The organism is Micromonospora echinofusca (assembly GCF_900091445.1).
GTDB lineage: Bacteria > Actinomycetota > Actinomycetes > Mycobacteriales > Micromonosporaceae > Micromonospora > Micromonospora echinofusca.
In genome coordinates this window covers 3781573-3802368 of record NZ_LT607733.1, presented here as the reverse complement: position 1 = coordinate 3802368, position 20796 = coordinate 3781573, and the positions used below count along the sequence as shown (strand labels likewise).

General features: G+C 74.0%; 2 protein-coding genes. Both read left to right on the top strand.

The window, feature by feature from the left end; translation table 11 throughout:
• The first annotated feature begins 8 nt into the window (after positions 1-8).
• Positions 9-19493, top strand: coding sequence for a type I polyketide synthase (locus GA0070610_RS16050; RefSeq protein ID WP_089003541.1), 19485 nt, complete (start codon positions 9-11; stop codon positions 19491-19493).
• Positions 19494-19730: 237 nt separating this feature from the next.
• On the top strand, positions 19731-20591 hold the full coding sequence (locus tag GA0070610_RS16045; RefSeq protein ID WP_089000789.1) for a metallophosphoesterase family protein: 861 nt from the start codon (positions 19731-19733) through the stop codon (positions 20589-20591).
• The last annotated feature ends 205 nt before the right edge of the window (positions 20592-20796 follow it).

The following is a 20796-nucleotide window of genomic DNA, read 5'->3' as shown; positions in this document are numbered from 1 at the left end:
TCAACCCGATGGCGAACGAAGCCAAGCTCCGCGAGTACCTCAAGCGCGTCACCGCTGACCTGCACGAGACCAGCGAACGCCTGAGGGCTGTCGACGAGCAGAACCACGAGCCGATCGCGATCGTGGGGATGGGCTGCCGCTACCCGGGCGGGGTGCGGACTCCCGAGGCGCTGTGGCGACTGGTCGAGTCCGGCGTCGACGCCGTCACGCCGTTCCCCGCGGACCGGGGCTGGGACGTGGAGAACCTCTACGACCCCGACCCGGATGCGCACGGCAAGTCGTACACCCGCGAGGGTGGCTTCCTGCACGACGCCGGCGAGTTCGACGGCGGGTTCTTCGGCATCTCGCCCCGCGAGGCGCTGGCCATGGACCCGCAGCAGCGCCTGCTGCTGGAGGTCGCCTGGGAGACCGTCGAGCGGGCCGGCATCGCCGCCGACTCGCTCAAGGGCAGCCGCACGGGCGTCTTCACCGGCGTCATGTACCACGACTATGTCTCCCGCCTCAACGGCGTGCCCGAGGAGGTCGAGGCGTTCGTCGGCACCGGCAACCACGGCAGCGTCGTCTCCGGCCGGATCGCGTACACCTTCGGCTTCGAGGGCCCGGCGGTCACCGTCGACACCGCCTGCTCGTCCTCGCTGGTGGCGATGCACCTCGCCGTGCAGGCCCTGCGCTCCGGCGAGTGCACGCTCGCGCTGGCCGGCGGCGTCACCGTCATGTCCAGCCCCGACACGTTCGTCGGCTTCAGCCGCCAGCGCGGCCTGTCCCCGGACGGGCGCTGCAAGTCCTTCGCCGCCACCGCCGACGGCACCGGCTGGAGCGAGGGCGCCGGCCTGCTGCTGCTGGAACGGCTCTCCGACGCCCAGCGCAACGGCCACCGGGTGCTCGCCGTGGTGCGCGGCAGCGCCGTCAACCAGGACGGCGCCTCGAACGGCCTCACCGCGCCGCACGGCCCGTCGCAGCAGCGGGTGATCCGCCAGGCCCTCGCCAACGCCCGGCTCGCCCCGGCCGACGTGGACGCGGTGGAGGCCCACGGCACCGGCACCCGCCTCGGCGACCCCATCGAGGCGCAGGCGCTGCTCGCCACGTACGGCCGCGACCGGGCCGACGACCAGCCCCTGTGGCTCGGCTCCATCAAGTCCAACCTCGGGCACACCCAGGCCGCCGCCGGCGTCGCCGGTGTGATCAAGATGGTCATGGCGATGCGCCACGGCGTCCTGCCGCGGACCCTGCACGTCGACGAGCCGTCCCCGCACGTCGACTGGTCGGCCGGCGCGGTGAGCCTGCTCCGCGAGCCGCGCCCGTGGCCGCGCGCCACCCGGCCCATGCGGGCCGGCGTCTCCTCGTTCGGCGTCAGCGGCACCAACGCCCACGTCATCGTCGAGGCCGCCCCGACCGCGCCGCAGGCGACCGCCGGCACCGACGCGGTCGCCGGGCCCGACCCGCTGCCGTGTGTCGTCTCCGCGCGCAGCGCCGCCGCGCTCGGCGCCCAGGCCGACCGGCTGCGCTCCTGGCTCGCCGAGCACCCCGACGCCGCGCCGGCCGCCGTGGGCCGGGCGCTGGCCACCGGGCGGTCCGTCCTGGAACACCGGGCGGTGGTACTCGGCGCCGACCGGGACGAACTGCTCGCCGGGCTCGGCGCGCTGGCCGACGGCGTCCCGGCGGCGTCCGTGCGGCGCGGGGTCGCCAGCCCCACCCGGGTCGCCGTGCTCTGCACCGGCCAGGGCGCCCAGCGGGTCGGCATGGGCCAGCGGTTGTACGCCGCGTTCCCGGCCTTCGCCGAAGCCTTCGACGCCGCCTGCGCCGAACTGGACAAGCACCTCGACCGGCCCGTACGCGCCGTGCTCGACGGCCCCGCCGACGTGCTCGACCGCACCGGGTACGCCCAGGCGGCGCTGTTCGCCGTCGAGGTGGCGGCCTACCGGCTCGTCGAGTCCTGGGGTGTCGTGCCGGACTTCGTGGCCGGGCACTCGGTCGGCGAGGTGGCCGCCGCGCACGTCGCCGGCGTGCTGTCGCTGCCCGACGCCGCCCGCCTGGTCGCCGCCCGGGGCACGCTGATGCAGGCGCTGCCCACCGGCGGCGCGATGGTGTCGATCCGCGCCACCGAGGCGGAGGTACGCGCGCACCTGGCCACCGTCGGCGGGACGGCTGGCGCCGGGCTGGCCGCCGTCAACGGCCCGGAGTCCGTCGTCGTCTCCGGCGACGAAGACGCCGTGCTGGCGGTCGCCGCACACTTCGCGGCCCTCGGCCGCAGCACCAAGCGGCTGCGGGTCAGCCACGCGTTCCACTCCGCCCGCATGGACCCGATGCTCGACGCGTTCGCCGACGTGCTCGGGCAGCTGACCTTCGCCGCGCCCCGGATCCCCGTGGTCTCCACCGTGACCGGCGCGGTGCTCGACCCCGACGAGGTGCGCTCCCCGGCGTACTGGCTGCGCAACGTCCGCGACACGGTCCGCTTCGACGCCGTCGTGACCACCATGCGCGAGCTGGGCGTCGGCGCGTACGTCGAGGTGGGCCCGGGTGGGGTGCTGTGCGCGCTCACCCAGGAGATCGTCGGCGCGGACCAGGCGGTCTGCGCCCCGATGCTGCGCGCCGAGCACGACGAGGCGGCGACCGCCCTGGCCGCCGCGGCCACCGTCTGGGCGCGGGGCGTGCCGGTGGACTGGGCGGCCCTGTTCGACGGCCCGCCCGTGCCGGTCGACCTGCCGACGTACGCGTTCCAGCGCGAACGCTACTGGCTGCTGCCCCTGCCGCAGCCCGCCGACGTGACCGCCGCCGGACTGACCCCGACCGGCCACCCGCTGCTCGGCGCGGTGTTCCGCTCGGCCGACGGCGACGAGGTGACGCTCACCGGCCGGCTGTCCGTGCAGACCCAGCCCTGGCTGGCCGAGCACGCCGTCCGCGACGTGGTGCTCTTCCCCGGAACCGGGTTCGTGGAGCTGGCGTTGCGCGCCGGCGCGGAGGTCGGTGCCGACCGGCTCGCCGAACTGACCCTCCAGGCGCCGCTGGTGCTGCCCGAGACGGGCGGCGTCGACGTGCAGGTCGCCGCCGAGCGCACCGGCGGCGGGTCGTGGCAGCTCACCGTCCACGCCCGCCGCTCCGGCACCGACGACCTGTGGGTGCGGCACGCCACCGGTCTGCTCGCCCCGGAGCCGGGCGAGGACACCGGCACGCTGGCGCAGTGGCCGCCGAGCGGCGCCACCGCCCTCGACGTGTCGGAGCTGACCGGGCGGGCGGCGCAGGCCGGGTTCGCGTACGGCCCGGCCTTCCAGGGGCTGCGCGCCGCCTGGCGGGTCGGCGCCGACGTGTACGCCGAGGTGGCGCTGCCCGAGCCGGCGGCCGACGAGGCCGGCGCGTACGGGCTGCACCCGGCGCTGCTCGACGCCGCCGTGCAGGCGGTCGGGCTGGGCATCGTCGACCCCGGCGAGGCCCGGCTGCCGTTCGCCTGGTCGGACGTGACGCTGTCCGCCCACGGCGCCGCCACGCTGCGGGTACGGCTGACGCCCACCGGAGCGGACACGGTGGCCATGCTGGTCGCCGACACCGCCGGGGAGCCGGTCGCCCGGGTCGGGGCCCTGGTGCTGCGGCCCCTGCCGACAGGGGACCTCACCTCCGGCGGGTCCCCGTGGCGTCGCTCGCTGTTCCGCCTCGACTGGCCCCGGCACGCCGGCGGTGCCGGCATCACCGACGGCACGACCTGGGCGGTGCTCGGCGACCGTCCCGCGCCGCTGCCCGCCGGCCTGCCCGTCGCCCGGCACGCCGACCTCGACGCGCTGTTCGCCGCCGGGGTCCCCGACGTCGTGCTGCTCCCGGTGGCCGGCGCCGCCGCGACCGGGCCCGGCCCGGTCCACGACCTGCTCGCCGAGGTCCTCGCCGTGCTCCAGGGCTGGCTCGCCGCCGAGCGGCACACCGGCGGGTCCCGGCTGGTCGTCCTCACCAGCGGCGCCGTCGCCGTGGACGACGCGGACGTCACCGACCTGGCCGGCGCCGCCGTGTGGGGCCTGCTGCGCTCCGCGCAGGCCGAGCACCCCGGCCGCTTCCTGGTCGTCGACGTCGACGACCGGGAGCACTCGCCGGCCGCACTCGCCGGCCTGCTCCGCACCGACGAGCCGCAGGCGGCGGTGCGCGACGGCGTGGTCCGCGTACCGCGCCTCGTCGCCGCCCCGGAACCCGACGCGCCGGCGCCGTCGCTCGACCCGGAGGGCACGGTGCTGGTCACCGGCGGCACCGGAGCCCTCGGCGCGCTGACCGCCCGCCACCTGGTCACCCGGCACGGGGTCCGCCACCTGGTGCTGACCAGCCGGCGCGGGGCCGACGCCGAAGGCGCGGCCGACCTGCTCGCCGACCTCGCCGACCTGGGCGCCACCGCGACGGTCGAGGCGTGCGACGCCGCCGACCGGGCCGCCCTCGCCGCGCTGCTGGAGCGGATCGACCCGGCGCACCCGCTCACCGGCGTGGTGCACACCGCCGGCGTGCTGGCCGACCGCACCCTGACCTCGCTGACCGCCGAGTCCCTCGCCGGCGTGCTGCGGCCGAAGGTGGACGCCGCCGCGAACCTGCACGAGCTGACCGCTGGCAGCGGGCTGGCCCTGTTCGTCACCTACTCGTCGGCGGCGGGCGTCACGGGCAGCCCCGGCCAGGCCAACTACGCGGCGGCCAACGCCTTCCTGGACGCGCTCGCCCACCGGCGGCGGGCCGCGGGCCTCCCCGCGCACTCCCTGGCCTGGGGTCCGTGGGCGGAGTCGGGCGGCGGCATGACCGCCGGCCTCGACCGGGCCGACACCGACCGGCTGGCCCGCGCGGGCGTCCGCCCGCTCCCCGAGGCGGACGGCCTCGCCCTCTTCGACGCCGCGCTGCTCACCGGCCTGCCCGCGACGGTGCCGATGGCGCTGGACGGGCCGGGGCTGCGCGCCCAGGCCGAGGCGGGCACCCTGCCGTCGGTCCTGCGCGGCCTGGTCCGGGCGCCCCGGCGCCGCGCCGCGCGGTCCGGCCCGGCGGAGACCGCCGCCCTGACCGAACGGCTCGCCGGGCTCGACCGCGAGGAGCGCGCCGCGGCCCTGCTGCGGCTCGTCCTCGACCAGGTCGCGGCGGTCCTGGGGTACGCCGACGCCGCCGCCGTCGAGGCCACCCGCCCGTTCACCGAGCTGGGCTTCGACTCGCTGACCGCCGTCGAACTGCGCAACCGGCTGGGCGCGGTCACCGGCCTGCGCCTGCCCGCGACCCTGGTCTTCGACCACCCGACCCCGCTCGCCCTGGCCGACCACCTGGACGCCGAGACCGGGACCGACGCCGGCGCGCTGCCGACCCCGGTCGCCGCCGTCGCGGCGCTCGATGAGCCGATCGCGATCGTCGGCATGAGCTGCCGCTACCCCGGCGGCGTACGCAGCCCCGAGCAGCTGTGGGACCTCCTCGTCGCCGGTGGCGACGGCATCACCGGCTTCCCGGCCGACCGTGGCTGGGACGTCGAGGACCTGTACGACCCGTCCGGCACGCGCCGGGGCAGCAGCTACGCCCGCGAGGGCGGCTTCCTGGCCGACGCCGGAGACTTCGACGCCGACCTGTTCAAGATCTCGCCGCACGAGGCCCTCGCCATGGACCCGCAGCAGCGGCTGCTGCTGGAGACCTCGTGGGAGGCGCTCGAGGACGCCCGGATCGACCCGCTCGCGCTGCGGGGCCGCCCCGTCGGCGTGTTCGCCGGCATGATGTACCACAACCACGCCGCCGGGCTGGCCGACGTGCCGGAGACCCTCGACGGCTACCTCGGCGTCGGCACGGCCAGCAGCGTGCTGTCGGGTCGGGTGGCGTACTCGTTCGGGTTCGAGGGGCCGGCGGTGACGGTGGACACGGCGTGTTCGTCGTCGCTGGTGGCGTTGCACCTGGCGGTGCAGGCGCTGCGGTCCGGGGAGTGCGATCTCGCGCTGGCCGGCGGCGTCACCGTGATGGCGACGCCCGAGACGTTCATCGACTTCTCCCGCCAGCGGGGCATGGCCCCCGACGGCCGGTGCAAGTCGTTCTCCGACGCGGCGGACGGCACCGGCTGGTCCGAGGGCGTCGGCGTGCTGCTGGTGCAGCGGCTGTCGGACGCGCGGCGCGACGGCCGCCGGGTCCTCGCGGTGGTGCGGGGTTCGGCGGTGAACCAGGATGGTGCGTCGAACGGGTTGACGGCGCCGAACGGCCCGTCGCAGCAGCGGGTGATCCGGCAGGCCCTCGCGAACGCCCGGCTGGGCGTCGCCGACGTCGACGTGGTGGAGGCGCACGGCACGGGTACGACGCTCGGCGACCCGATCGAGGCGCAGGCCCTGCTGGCCACGTACGGGCAGGACCGCGACGAGCCGTTCCTGTTGGGGTCGGTGAAGTCGAACATCGGTCACACGCAGGCGGCTGCGGGGGTGGCCGGGATCATCAAGATGATCATGGCGATGCGGTACGGAACCGTCCCGGCGACCCTGCACGTGGACGAGCCCTCGTCGCACGTGGACTGGTCGTCGGGCGCCGTGGAACTGGTGACCCAGGCGCGCGAGTGGCCGGGTGTGGGCCGCGCGCGCCGGGCGGCCGTGTCGTCGTTCGGCATCTCCGGCACGAACGCGCACGTGATCATCGAACAGGCGGAGCCGGAGCCCGCCGCGGCGTCTGCCGCGCCCGTCGGGTTGCCGGTGCCGTGGATGCTGTCGGGGCGCTCCGAGCGGGGTCTGGCGGGCCAGGCGGGGCGGTTGGCGTCGTTCGCGCGCGATCGTGGCCTGTCGCCGGTGGACGTGTCGTGGTCGTTGGCGACGACCCGGGCGGCGTTGGAGCATCGGGCGGTGGTGTGGGGCTCGGACGTCGACGAGCTGGTCGCCGGCCTGTCGGCGGTCGCCGAGGGCCGGGTCTCTGGTGTGGTGTCGGCGGGTCGCCGGGCGGTCCTCTTCACGGGCCAGGGCTCGCAGCGCGTGGGCATGGGCCGGGAGCTGTACGACGCGTTCCCCGTGTTCGCGGCGTCCTTCGACGCGGTGTGCGCGGAGATCGATCCGCACCTGCCGCGTGCGCTGCGCGAGGTGGCGTTCGCGGAGCCGGGTTCGGAAGCTGCGGCTCTGTTGGATCAGACCGTCTTCGCGCAGGCGGGCCTGTTCGCGGTCGAGGTGGCGTTGTGGGAGCTGTTGTCCTCGTGGGGTGTGCGGGCTGACTATCTGGCGGGTCATTCGATCGGTGAGGTGACGGCGGCGTACGTGTCGGGGATGTTGTCCCTGTCGGACGCGTGCACGCTGGTGGCGGCGCGGGGCAGGTTGATGCAGGCGTTGCCGGCCGGCGGCGTCATGGCGGCGGTCGGCGCGCCCGAGGCCGATGTGCGGGAGATCATCGGCGCGTCGGGTGCGGCGGTCGACGTCGCGGCGGTCAATGGCCCGGCGTCGGTGGTCGCCTCGGGTGCCGCCGGCGAGGTGGCCTCGGTGGTGGCGGCCTGCCGTGAGCGGGGTTGGCGGACGAAGGAGTTGTCGGTCAGTCACGCGTTCCATTCGCGGTTGATGGAGCCGATGTTGGATGAGTTCGCGTCGGTGGTGGCGGGGCTGTCGTGGCAGCCGCCGAGGGTCCCGATCGTGTCGAACGTGACCGGCGCGGTGGCGGACGCCGGGGAGATCACCGAGCCCGGTTACTGGGTGCGGCATGTGCGGCAGGCGGTGCGGTTCGCCGACGGGGTGGCGGCTCTGCGGGAGCAGGGTGTCGACACGTTCCTGGAGGTGGGTCCGGATGCGACGTTGACGGCGATGGTGGCGGAGATCGTCGGGGACGCGGGTGTGCGGCGGGTTGCGGTGTCGCGGCGGGATCAGCCGGAGGTCGGGGCGCTGACGTCTGCGCTGGGGCAGTTGTGGGTGGCGGGTGTGCCGGTGGACTGGGCGGCGTACCACGGTCAGACCGGTGCCCGGCCGCGCGTGGTCGACCTGCCCACGTACGCCTTCGACCACCGGCGCTACTGGATCAACGCCGGGACGCGCTCCTACCACGCCCCCGTCGCCCGGCGTACCGCCGCCGACGAGGACTTCTGGCGGGCGATCGAGGCGGAGGACCTGACGACCCTCGCCGAGAGCCTGGCCGTCGACGCCGACGCCCCGCTCGCCGACGTCCTGCCGGCGCTGTCCACCTGGCGACGCCGCCGGGACGCCGAGGCCGCCCTCGACTCCTGGCGCTACCGGGTGGCCTGGCAGCCGCTCACGGACGACCCCGCCCGCGCCGAGGCGTCCGACTTCCTGCTCGTGGTGCCGGCCGACGCCGACGCGGTCGTGACGGACTGGGCGGCCGCCCTGGGCGCGGCCGGCGGGCGGATCGTCGAGGTCGACGCCGCGTGCGACCGGAAGCGGCTCGCCCACGACCTCGTCGAGGCGTCGACCGGCCACGACGGGAACCCGCTGCCCGTGCTCTCCCTCCTGGCCCTCGACAACCGGCCGTACGCCGGGTCCGGCTCCGTGCCGGCCGGGCTCGCCGGCACGGTCGCGCTCGCGCAGGCGCTCGGCGACGCCGGGATCACCGCCCGGCTCTGGATCGCCACCCGTGGCGCGGTCGCCGTCGGTCCCCGGGACCGGCACGTCGACCCCGTGCAGGCCATGGCGTGGGGCTTCGGCACCGTGCTGCGCGCCGAGCACCCGCACCGCTGGGGCGGGCTCGTCGACGTCCCCGAGCGGCCCGACCAGGGCGCCGTACGCATGCTGCGGACGCTGATCTCCGGCACCGGCCGCGAGGACGAGGTCGCCCTGCGCGGCAACGGCGCCCACGCGCGCCGGCTCGTCCGGGCGGCGTACGGGGACACCGGTCCCCGCGGTTCCTGGACGCCGCGCGGCACGGTGCTGATCACCGGCGGCACCGGAGCCCTCGGCGGGCACGTCGCCCGCGCGTTGGCCGCCGAAGGCGCCGAACACCTCCTGCTGGTCAGCCGGCGGGGTGGCGAGGCGCCGGGGGCCACCGCCCTCGCCGCCGAACTCGCCGCGCTCGGCAGCCGCGTCACCCTCGCGTCCTGCGACGTGGCCGACCGGGCCGCGCTCGCGGCGCTGCTCGACTCGATCCCCGACGAGCTGCCGCTGAGCGCGGTCGTGCACACCGCCGCCGCCCTCGACGACAACGTCGTCGACGCCGTGAGCGTCGACCAGCTGGCCACCGCCCTGCGGGCGAAGGTCGACGCCGCGCGCAACCTCGACGAGCTGACCCGGGGAGCGGACCTCTCCGCGTTCGTCCTCTTCTCCTCGCTCGCCGGCCTCATGGGTGCCGCCGGCCAGGCCACGTACGCGCCGGGCAACGCCTTCCTCGACGCCCTGGCGCAGCGCCGTCGCGCCGAGGGGCTGCCGGGAACCTCGCTCGCCTGGGGCCTGTGGGCCGACGGCGGGGTGAGCGCCGGCGACTTCGAGCAGCGGCTGAGCCGCACCGGGTTCGGTGCGATGACGCCGGAGACGGCCGTACGCGCGCTCACCCGGGCGCTGGACCGCGACGAGACGTACCTCGTGGTGGCCGACATCGACTGGGCCCGGGTGGCTGCGACCGGCGGCCGGCGCACCCACCCGCTGGTCCACGACCTTCTGACCGAGGCCGGCGCGGCGGTGACCGTCGACGCCCCCGTGCCGGCGGCCGACCTGCGTCTGCGCCTGTCGGGAATGTCCGGTGCGGAGCAGCTGCGCGTCCTCGGCGAGCTCGTACGCGCCGAGGTCGCCGCCGTGCTGGGCCACGAGTCCGCCGAGCGGGTGGCGCCGGAGCGCGCGTTCCAGGACCTCGGCTTCACCTCGCTGGCGGCCGTCGAGCTGCGCAACCGACTCGACGCCGCGACAGGGCTCGCGTTGCCCGCCACGCTCGCCTTCGACTATCCGAACTCGGCGGCCCTGGCCGGGCACATCCACGCCGAACTGCTCGGCGGGCAGGCCCTTCCCGTCCCCACCACCGTCGCCGGCCCCGTCGTGGGCGACGACCCGATCGTCGTCGTCGGCATGGGCTGCCGTTTCCCCGCCGGGGCCGAGTCCCCGGAGCGGCTCTGGGAGCTGTTGACGGCCGGCGTCGACGCGATGTCGGACTTCCCGACCAACCGGCACTGGGACCTTGATTCGCTGGCCGGAACCGACTCCTACGTCTCGCGGGGCGCGTTCCTGGCCGACGCGGGTGGCTTCGACGCCGAGTTCTTCGGCATCTCGCCGCGCGAGGCCCTCGCCATGGACCCGCAGCAGCGGCTGCTGCTGGAGGTCTCCTGGGAGGCGTTCGAGGACGCCCGGATCGAGCCCCTCGCGCTGCGCGGCAGCCGGGTCGGGGTGTTCGCCGGCACGAACGGCCAGGACTACGAGAGCGTCGTACGCGAAGCCGGGGAGTCGCTCGCCGGCTACGGCGCGACCGGCGCCTCCGCGAGCGTGTTGTCGGGTCGGGTGGCGTACTCGTTCGGGTTCGAGGGGCCGGCGGTGACGGTGGACACCGCGTGTTCGTCGTCGCTCGTCGCGCTGCATCTCGCGGCGCAGGCGCTGCGGTCCGGCGAGTGCGACCTCGCACTGGCCGGCGGCGTGACGGTGATGGCCACCCCGGGCGCCTTCATCGAGTTCTCCCGCCAGGGCGGGCTGTCGGCGGACGGCCGCTGCAAGGCATTCGCCGAGTCGGCGGACGGCACCGCGTGGGGCGAGGGCGTCGGCGTCCTCGTCGTACAGCGGCTGTCGGACGCGCAACGTGAAGGCCGTCGGGTCCTGGCGGTGGTGCGGGGCACGGCGGTGAACCAGGATGGTGCGTCGAACGGGTTGACGGCGCCGAACGGTCCGTCGCAGCAGCGGGTGATCCGGCAGGCGCTGGCGTTCGCGGGTCTGTCGACGTCCGACGTGGACGTGGTGGAGGCGCACGGTACGGGTACGACGTTGGGTGATCCGATCGAGGCGCAGGCCCTGTTGGCGACGTATGGGCAGGGTCGGGATGTGCCGTTGTTGTTGGGGTCGGTGAAGTCGAACATCGGTCACACGCAGGCGGCTGCCGGGGTGGCTGGGATCATCAAGATGATCTTGGCGATGCGGCACGGGGTGGTGCCGGCGACCCTGCACGTGGACGCGCCGTCGTCGCACGTGGACTGGTCGTCGGGTGCGGTGGAGCTGGTGACCGAGTCCCGGCAGTGGCCGGGTGCTGGCCGTCCCCGGCGGGCGGGTGTGTCGTCGTTCGGCATCTCGGGGACGAACGCGCACGTGATCATCGAGCAGCCGGAGCCGGCTCTTGTGGCGCTGCCGGCTGGCGAGCCTGCCCCGGCGTCGTCCGGGGGCGCGGTCGGGTTGCCGGTGCCGTGGGTGGTGTCGGGGCGGTCGGAGCGTGCTCTGGCGGGTCAGGCGGTGCGGTTGGTGTCGTTCGTGCGGGAGCGGTCCGGTCTCGCGCCGGTGGATGTGTCGTGGTCGTTGGTGACGTCGCGGGCGGCGTTGGAGCATCGTGCGGTGGTGTGGGGTTCGTCGGTGGACGAGTTGGTGGCTGGTCTGTCGGCGGTGGTCGAGGGTCGGCCGGCGGTGTCGGGTGTGGTGTCGGCGGGTCGTCGGGCGGTGTTGTTCACGGGTCAGGGTTCGCAGCGCGCGGGTATGGGTCGGGAGTTGTATGACGCGTTCCCGGTGTTCGCGTCGTCCTTCGACGCGGTGTGCGCCCAGTTCGATGGCCTGTTGCCGCGTCCACTGCGGGAGGTGGTGTTCGCCGAGGCGGGCAGTGCCGACGCCGCTCTGGTCGATCAGACCGTCTTCGCGCAGGCAGGGTTGTTCGCCGTCGAAGTGGCGTTGTGGGAGCTGCTCGCCTCGTGGGGTGTGCGGGCGGATTTCCTGGCGGGTCATTCGATCGGTGAGGTGACGGCCGCGTATGTGGCGGGGATGTTGTCTCTCGCTGATGCGTGCACTCTGGTGGCGGCGCGGGGTCGTCTGATGCAGGCGTTGCCGGCTGGTGGTGTGATGGCGGCGGTCGGCGCGTCGGAGGAGGCTGTCGCTGAGCTGATCGGTGTGACCGGTGCGGCGGTGGACGTCGCGGCCGTGAACGGCCCGGCGTCGGTGGTGGTGTCGGGTGCCGCCGACGAGGTTGCGGTGGTGGTGGGGACTTCTCGCGAGCGGGGTTGGCGGGTCAAGGAACTCTCGGTCAGTCACGCGTTCCACTCCCGGCTCATGGAGCCGATGCTGGACGAGTTCGCGTCGGTGGTGGCGGGGCTGGACTGGCGGGTGCCGCGGGTGCCGATCGTGTCGAACGTGACCGGCGCGGTCGCGGAGCCGCTGGAGTTGGTTGACCCCGCCTACTGGGTGCGGCATGTGCGGCAGGCGGTGCGGTTCGCCGACGGGGTGGCGGCTCTGCGGGAGCAGGGTGTCGACACGTTCCTGGAGGTGGGTCCGGACGCGACGTTGACGGCGATGGTGGCGGAGATCGTCGGGGACGCGGGTGTGCGGCGGGTTGCGGCCTCGCGGCGGGATCAGCCGGAGGTCGGGGCGCTGACGTCTGCGCTGGGGCAGTTGTGGGTGGCGGGTGTGCCGGTGGACTGGGCGGCGTACCACGGTCAGACCGGTGCCCGGCCGCGCGTGGTCGACCTGCCCACGTACGCCTTCGAGCACACCTGGTATTGGCCGGAGGCCGCGCCCGCGGCCCGCCGGGACGCGCACGACGACGCCCTCGACGGGCGGTTCTGGGCGGCCGTGGAGTCCGGCGACCCCGACCTGGTCGGCGGCGAACTGGGCGTCGGCGCGGACGAGCCGTTCAGCGCGGTCCTGCCGAAGCTCGCGCAGTGGCGGCGGGCCGCCCAGCAGCGGTCGGTCGTGGATTCCTGGCGGTACCGGGTGGTGTGGCGACGCCAGGACACGACCGGGGACGAGAACCTGACCGGCACCTGGTTGGTGCTGATGCTCCCCGGCCAGGAGGACCACCCGTTGCTGGCAGGGCTGGCGGAGCGGGGCGCCGAGGTGGTCCCGGTGGTGCTGGACGTGCTGGAGCGCGACGAGATCGCGCGCCGGCTGGCCGGCGCGGCGGAGAACCGGGAGCCGGTCGCCGGACTGATCTCGCTGATGTCGTTGGCCGGTGCGGGCGTCGTGGAGGCGCTGGCCGTGGCGCAGGCGCTGGCGGTCACCGAGGTCCAGGGGCGGATGTGGTGGCTGACCCGGGGAGCGGTCTCCGTGGACGGCTCCGAGCCCCTGACCGACCTGACCGCGGGTGCTGCGGTGTGGGGTTTGGGTCGGGTGGTGGGTTTGGAGGTGCCGTTGCGGTGGGGTGGTTTGGTGGATTTGCCGGTGTTGTTGGGTGGGGGTGTGTGGGGTCGTTTGTGTGGGGTGTTGTCGTCGTCTGGTGGTGAGGATCAGGTGGCGTTGCGGTCGTCGGGTGTGTTTGTGCGGCGGTTGGTGCGTGCGGGTTCTTCGGCGGGTGTTGGTGGGGTTGGTTTCCGGTTGTCGGGGACGGTGTTGGTGACGGGTGGTACGGGGGCGTTGGGTGCGCGGGTGGCGGTGTGGGCGGCGGGTGTGGGTGCGGAGCATGTGGTGTTGGTGAGTCGGCGTGGTGGTGGTGCGCCGGGTGTGGGGGAGTTGGTGGGGCGGTTGGAGGGTTTGGGTGTGCGGGTCTCGGTGGTGGCGTGTGATGTGGCGGATCGTGGTGCGGTGGCGGGGTTGTTGGGGGATTTGGTGGGTGCGGGTGAGCGGTTGCGGGCGGTGGTGCATGCGGCGGGTGCGGCGCAGTTGACGTCGTTGGGTGAGGTGGGTGTGGGTGAGGTGGAGGAGGTGTTGCGGGCGAAGGTTGGTGGTGCGGTGGTGTTGGATGAGTTGACGGCTGGTTTGGATTTGGATGCGTTTGTGGTGTTTTCGTCGATTGCGGGGGTGTGGGGTTCGGCGGGTCAGGTGGGGTATGCGGCGGCGAATGCGTTTTTGGATGGGTTGGTGGTGTCGCGGCGTGGGCGTGGGTTGGTGGGGACGTCGGTGGCGTGGGGGCCGTGGGCTGAGGCGGGTATGGCGGTGGGGGTGGCGGGTGAGCAGTTGAGTCGGCGTGGGTTGCCGGGGATGGTGCCGGAGTTGGCGGTGGTGGCGTTGCAGGGGGTGTTGGAGGGTGGTGAGTCTGATGTGGTGGTGGCGGATGTGCGGTGGGATCGGTTTGTGCCGTCGTTCACGGCGTTGCGGCCGTCCCGCCTGTTCACCGAAATCCCCGAAGCCCAGTCGGCGATCGAGGCGGCGGCCCGCGCGGAAACCGCTCCCACCGATCAGGCCTCCGCGCTCCGCCAGCGGCTTGCGGCCCTGACGCCGACGGAGGTCGAGGCGTCCCTCCTGGACCTCGTACGCTCCCAGGTCGCCTCGGTGCTCGGGCACGCCACCGTCGAGGCGGTGGCCCCCGACCGGGCGTTCCAGCGCCTCGGCTTCGACTCGCTCACCGCCGTCGAGCTGCGCAACCGGCTGACCGCCGAGACGGGCCTCGCCCTGCCCTCCACCCTCGTCTTCGACCACCCGACGCCGGCCGCCCTCGTCGCCTTCATCCGGGAGGCGGTGCTCGGCGCACCGGGTGACGCGCCGGCCGAGCGCCGGATCACCGCCGTGGACGACGACCCGATAGTGATCGTCGGGATGGGCTGCCGCCTTCCGGGCGGCGTCGCATCGCCGGACGAACTGTGGCAACTGCTCTGCGCCGAGGGCGACGGCATCTCCGAGTTCCCCCTCGACCGGGGCTGGGACGGCTTCCTCAACGACGGCCTCTCCGACACGTCCTTCGTCCGCAGGGGTGGCTTCGTCTACGACGCCGGTGAGTTCGACGCCGAGTTCTTCGGCATCTCACCGCGCGAGGCCCTCGCCATGGACCCGCAGCAGCGGCTGCTGCTGGAGACCTCGTGGGAGGCCGTCGAGTCGGCGGGCATCGACCCCACCAGCCTGAGGGGCGGCGCCGTCGGCGTCTTCGCCGGCGCGAGCTTCCAGGGGTACGCCAGCGGTTCGGTGGGTCGCGCCCAGGAGGTCGGCGGACACCTGCTCACCGGCAACGCCACCAGCGTGTTGTCGGGTCGGGTGGCGTACTCGTTCGGGTTCGAGGGGCCGGCGGTGACGGTGGACACGGCGTGTTCGTCGTCGCTCGTGGCGCTGCACCTCGCGGCGCAGGCGCTGCGGTCCGGCGAGTGCGACCTCGCCCTGGCCGGCGGCGTGACGGTGATGGCCTCACCGGCCACGTTCGCCGAGTTCTCCATCCAGGGCGGCCTGTCCGCCGACGGCCGGTGCAAGTCCTTCTCGGACGCGGCCGACGGCACCGGCTGGTCCGAGGGCGTCGGCATGCTGCTGGTGCAGCGGCTGTCGGACGCGCGGCGCGACGGCCGTCGGGTCCTGGCGGTGGTGCGGGGCACGGCGGTGAACCAGGATGGTGCGTCGAACGGGTTGACGGCGCCGAACGGTCCGTCGCAGCAGCGGGTGATCCGGCAGGCGCTGGCGTTCGCGGGTCTGTCGACGTCCGACGTGGACGTGGTGGAGGCGCACGGTACGGGTACGACGTTGGGTGATCCGATCGAGGCGCAGGCCCTGTTGGCGACGTATGGGCAGGGTCGGGATGTGCCGTTATTGTTGGGGTCGGTGAAGTCGAACATCGGTCACACGCAGGCGGCTGCCGGGGTGGCTGGGATCATCAAGATGATCTTGGCGATGCGGCACGGGGTGGTGCCGGCGACCCTGCACGTGGACGCGCCGTCGTCGCACGTGGACTGGTCGTCGGGTGCGGTGGAGCTGGTGACCGAGTCCCGGCAGTGGCCGGGCGTGGGTCGTGCGCGGCGGGCGGGTGTGTCGTCGTTCGGCATCTCGGGGACGAACGCGCACGTGATCATCGAACAGCCGGAGTCGGTGGCGGAGCCCGCGCCGCAGTCGGAGCTGGGGCAGCTTGCGGCCGGGGCGGCGGTGGAGCCGGCCCTGGGGCTCGCGGCCGCGCCGGGTGCGGAGCCGGTGGCTGCGGCTGTGGAGCCCGGCATCGCGCCGGATGCGGTGCCGGTGGAGTCCGTGGCCGCGCCGGATGCAGCGCTGCGCGGTGGAACCGATCGGATCGGGTCGGCGGACGGGGTGTCGGTCCCGGCGTCTGCCAGGGGCGCTTCCGTGGCTTTGCCGGTGCCGTGGGTGGTGTCGGGGCGCTCGGAGCGGGGTCTGGCGGGTCAGGCGGTGCGGTTGGTGTCGTTCGTGCGGGAGCGGTCCGGTCTCGCGCCGGTGGATGTGTCGTGGTCGTTGGTGACGTCGCGGGCGGCGTTGGAGCATCGTGCGGTGGTGTGGGGTTCGTCGGTGGACGAGTTGGTGGCTGGTCTGTCGGCGGTGGTCGAGGGTCGGCCGGCGGTGTCGGGTGTGGTGTCGGCGGGTCGTCGGGCGGTGTTGTTCACGGGTCAGGGTTCGCAGCGCGCGGGTATGGGTCGGGAGTTGTACGAGGCGTTCCCGGTGTTCGCGTCGTCCTTCGACGCGGTGTGCGCCCAGTTCGATGGCCTGTTGCCGCGCCCGTTGCGGGAGGTGGTGTTCGCCGAGGCGGGCAGTGCCGACGCCGCTCTGGTCGATCAGACCGTCTTCGCGCAGGCGGGGTTGTTCGCCGTCGAAGTGGCGTTGTGGGAGCTGCTCGCCTCGTGGGGTGTGCGGGCGGATTTCCTGGCGGGTCATTCGATCGGTGAGGTGACGGCCGCGTATGTGGCGGGGATGCTTTCCCTCGCTGATGCGTGTGTTTTGGTGGCGGCGCGGGGTCGTCTGATGCAGGCGTTGCCGGCTGGTGGCGTGATGGCGGCGGTCGGCGCGCCTGAGGCCGACGTGTGCGGGGTCATCGATGCTGCGGGCGCGGCGGTGGACGTCGCGGCGGTGAACGGGCCGGCGTCGGTGGTGGTGTCGGGTGCCGCCGTCGAGGTTGCGGTGGTGGTGGCGTCGTGCCGTGAGCGGGGTTGGCGGACGAAGGAGTTGTCGGTCAGTCACGCGTTCCATTCGCGGTTGATGGAGCCGATGTTGGATGAGTTCGCGTCGGTGGTGGCGGGGTTGTCGTGGCAGTCGCCGCGGGTGCCGGTGGTGTCGAACGTGACGGGTGCGGTGGCGGATTCGGGGGAGATCACCGACCCCGCCTACTGGGTGCGGCACGTGCGGCAGGCGGTGCGGTTCGCCGACGGGGTGGCGGCTCTGCGGGAGCAGGGCGTCGACACGTTCCTGGAGGTCGGCCCCGATGCGGTCCTCACCGCCATGGCCGCCGAGGCGGAAGCGGCCGACGACGTCCGGTACGTGGCCACGCTGCGCCGCAACCAGTCCGACGTCACCACCCTCACCAGCGCCGTCGGGCAGCTCTGGGCAGCCGGCGTACCGGTCGACTGGACGGCGTACCACGGCCAGACCGGTGCCCGGCCGCGCGTGGTGGAGCTGCCCACGTACGCCTTCGACCGGCAGCGCTACTGGCTGGAGGATCCCCGGCCCGCCTCGCCCGCCGCGGGTGCCGCCGCCCCGTCCGACGAGCAGTTCTGGGCGGCGGTCGAGTCCGGTGACCTCGGCGTGCTGGACGACGAACTGGGCGCGGACGAGCCGTCCACGGCGCTGCTGCCGAAGCTCGCCCGGTGGCGGCGGGCGACGCAGCAGCGGGCCGCCGTCGACTCCTGGCGGTACCGGGCGACGTGGCGTACGGCCGACGTGCCCGCTTCGGCGACGCTGCCGGGTACCTGGCTGCTGCTGATGGCACCCGGGCAACAGGACCACCCGGCGGCCGTGGAGCTGGCGGCCCGTGCCGACCGCGCGGTACCGGTGCTGGTCCCGGCCGGCGCTGACCGTGACCGGGTGGCGCGGCTGCTGCGGGAGGCGATGGGCTCCGACGACCGGGACGCCGACGTGGTGTCCCTGCTGTCGCTGGCCGATCCCCGGGAGCCGGCCAGCTCCCGGGAGCCGGCCGCGGTGCCGGCCGCCGTCGAGGTGACGACGGCGCTGGTCGTGGCGCAGGCGCTGACCGACGTCGGCGGCGCGGGCCGGCTGTGGTGGCTGACGCGTGGGGCGGTGTCGGTCGGCGGATCCGACGAGCTGACCGATGTCGCGGGTGCTGCGGTGTGGGGTTTGGGTCGGGTGGTGGGTTTGGAGGTGCCGTTGCGGTGGGGTGGTTTGGTGGATTTGCCGGTGTTGTTGGGTGGGGGTGTGTGGGGTCGTTTGTGTGGGGTGTTGTCGTCGTCTGGTGGTGAGGATCAGGTGGCGTTGCGGTCGTCGGGTGTGTTTGTGCGGCGGTTGGTGCGTGCGGGTTCTTCGGCGGGTGTTGGTGGGGTTGGTTTCCGGTTGTCGGGGACGGTGTTGGTGACGGGTGGTACGGGGGCGTTGGGTGCGCGGGTGGCGGTGTGGGCGGCGGGTGTGGGTGCGGAGCATGTGGTGTTGGTGAGTCGGCGTGGTGGTGGTGCGCCGGGTGTGGGGGAGTTGGTGGGGCGGTTGGAGGGTTTGGGTGTGCGGGTCTCGGTGGTGGCGTGTGATGTGGCGGATCGTGGTGCGGTGGCGGGGTTGTTGGGGGATTTGGTGGGTGCGGGTGAGCGGTTGCGGGCGGTGGTGCATGCGGCGGGTGCGGCGCAGTTGACGTCGTTGGGTGAGGTGGGTGTGGGTGAGGTGGAGGAGGTGTTGCGGGCGAAGGTTGGTGGTGCGGTGGTGTTGGATGAGTTGACGGCTGGTTTGGATTTGGATGCGTTTGTGGTGTTTTCGTCGATTGCGGGGGTGTGGGGTTCGGCGGGTCAGGTGGGGTATGCGGCGGCGAATGCGTTTTTGGATGGGTTGGTGGTGTCGCGGCGTGGGCGTGGGTTGGTGGGGACGTCGGTGGCGTGGGGGCCGTGGGCTGAGGCGGGTATGGCGGTGGGGGTGGCGGGTGAGCAGTTGAGTCGGCGTGGGTTGCCGGGGATGGTGCCGGAGTTGGCGGTGGTGGCGTTGCAGGGGGTGTTGGAGGGTGGTGAGTCTGATGTGGTGGTGGCGGATGTGCGGTGGGATCGGTTTGTGCCGTCGTTCACGGCGTTGCGGCCGTCCCGCCTGTTCACCGAAATCCCCGAAGCCCAGCCTGGGCAGGGCGAGGACGCCCCGACCCGCGAGGACCGGGGCGCGGCGACGGCGCTGCGCGAGCGGCTGGCCGCCGCTTCCGGGCCGGAGCGCGACCGCATCCTGCTCGACCTGGTCCGCGGCACCGCCGCGGCGGTGCTCGGTCACGCCACGCCGAGCGGGATCAGGCCCAGCCGTGGCTTCCTCGAACTGGGCTTCGACTCGCTCACGGCGGTCGAGCTGCGCAACCGGCTGACCGCCGAGACGGGCATCGGGCTGCCCGCCACCCTCGTCTTCGACCATCCCACCCCGAACGCGCTCGCCGGGCACCTGCGGGCCGAGCTGGCGCCCGAGCAGCCGGCGATGCCGATCGTGGCGGAGATCGAGCGCCTCGACCAACTCCTCGGCGGCCTGCCCGGCGACCAGGTCGACGACGCGGTCATCGGCCGGCTGGAGGACCTGGTGGCCAGGTGGCGGGGACGACCCGCCGCCGTCGCGCCGGCGCCGGCCGCGGGGCAGGAGTTGGAATCGGCGAGCCGGGAGGAGTTGTTCGACATCATCCAGCGCGAGTTCGGCAAGTCCTGACCGACCTGGCAGGTCCTGACCGGACGCGAGGAGCCTCCGACGGCACGGAAAGCCGTGACCTGACCGGCGTCGGCCAGGTCACGGCCGCCTAGGGGTCCGCGCGGCCCGTCTAGGGGTGTGCCTGCGTGGACCCGGCTCCGTAGGGTCGGAGCCCGTCAGGCCGTCTCGCCATGCCCACCGGCAGCGAGCGGTGCGGATGTGGGTGCGTGCGGTGCCCCGGATGGACGGGAGGTCCGCATGGCCGGATCCGGCCTGCCTCAGTTGCTCGCCATCAGTGACCTGCACGTGGTCCACGCGGAGAACAAGGCCATCGTCGAGCGGCTGCGGCCGGAGCGGGACGGCGACTGGCTCATCGTCGCCGGGGACGTCGGCGAGTTCGTCGCCGACGTCGAGTGGGCGCTGGGACTGCTCAGCCGCCGGTTCGCCAAGGTGATCTGGGCCCCCGGCAACCACGAGCTGTGGACGCCCCGCGAGGACCCGGTGCAGCTGCGCGGGGACGCGCGCTACCAGCACCTGGTGCAGCTCTGCCGGGGTCTCGGGGTGGTCACGCCGGAGGACCCGTACCCCGTCTGGGATCCGCAGGGCGACGACCCGGTCCTCATCGCGCCGCTGTTCCTGCTCTACGACTACAGCTTCCGGCCGGCCGGGACGTACACGAAGGAGCAGGCCCTCGCGCGGGCCCACGAGGTCGGCGTGGTGTGCACCGACGAGATCCTGCTGCATCCCGACCCGTACCCGACGCGGGACGCCTGGTGCCGGGCGCGGCTGGCCCTGACCGAGCGCCGGCTGACCGCGGAACGCGACGGGCTGCCCACCGTCCTGGTCAACCACTTCCCGCTCGTGCGCGAACCCACCCGGATCCTGCGGTACCCGGAGTTCGCCCAGTGGTGCGGCACCGAGGCCACGGCGGACTGGCACGTCCGTTTCGACGCCCGCGTCGCCGTCTACGGCCACCTGCACATCCCGCGCACCACCTGGTACGACGGGGTCCGGTTCGAAGAGGTCTCGGTCGGCTACCCGCGGGAGTGGCGCCGCCGCTCGACCCCGCCGGGACGGCTGCGCCGCATCCTGCCGGCGGTCACCGGACAGCCCGCCTGAACGGCCGTCGCGATGCTGGTCACCGCTTCGTCCGGGACCCGCCGCGACGGCCCTCACGGGCCAGTCGATCAGGGGTTCTCTAGGGGTTGGGCGCGTGATGGGCGCTCAGTACCGTCCAGTCACGGTGGCGGGCATGTGTCGGCGGGACGGCCCGGCGTGGCGGGCGCCTGAGCAGGCACGACAACCGGAATCAGGAACAGGTGTC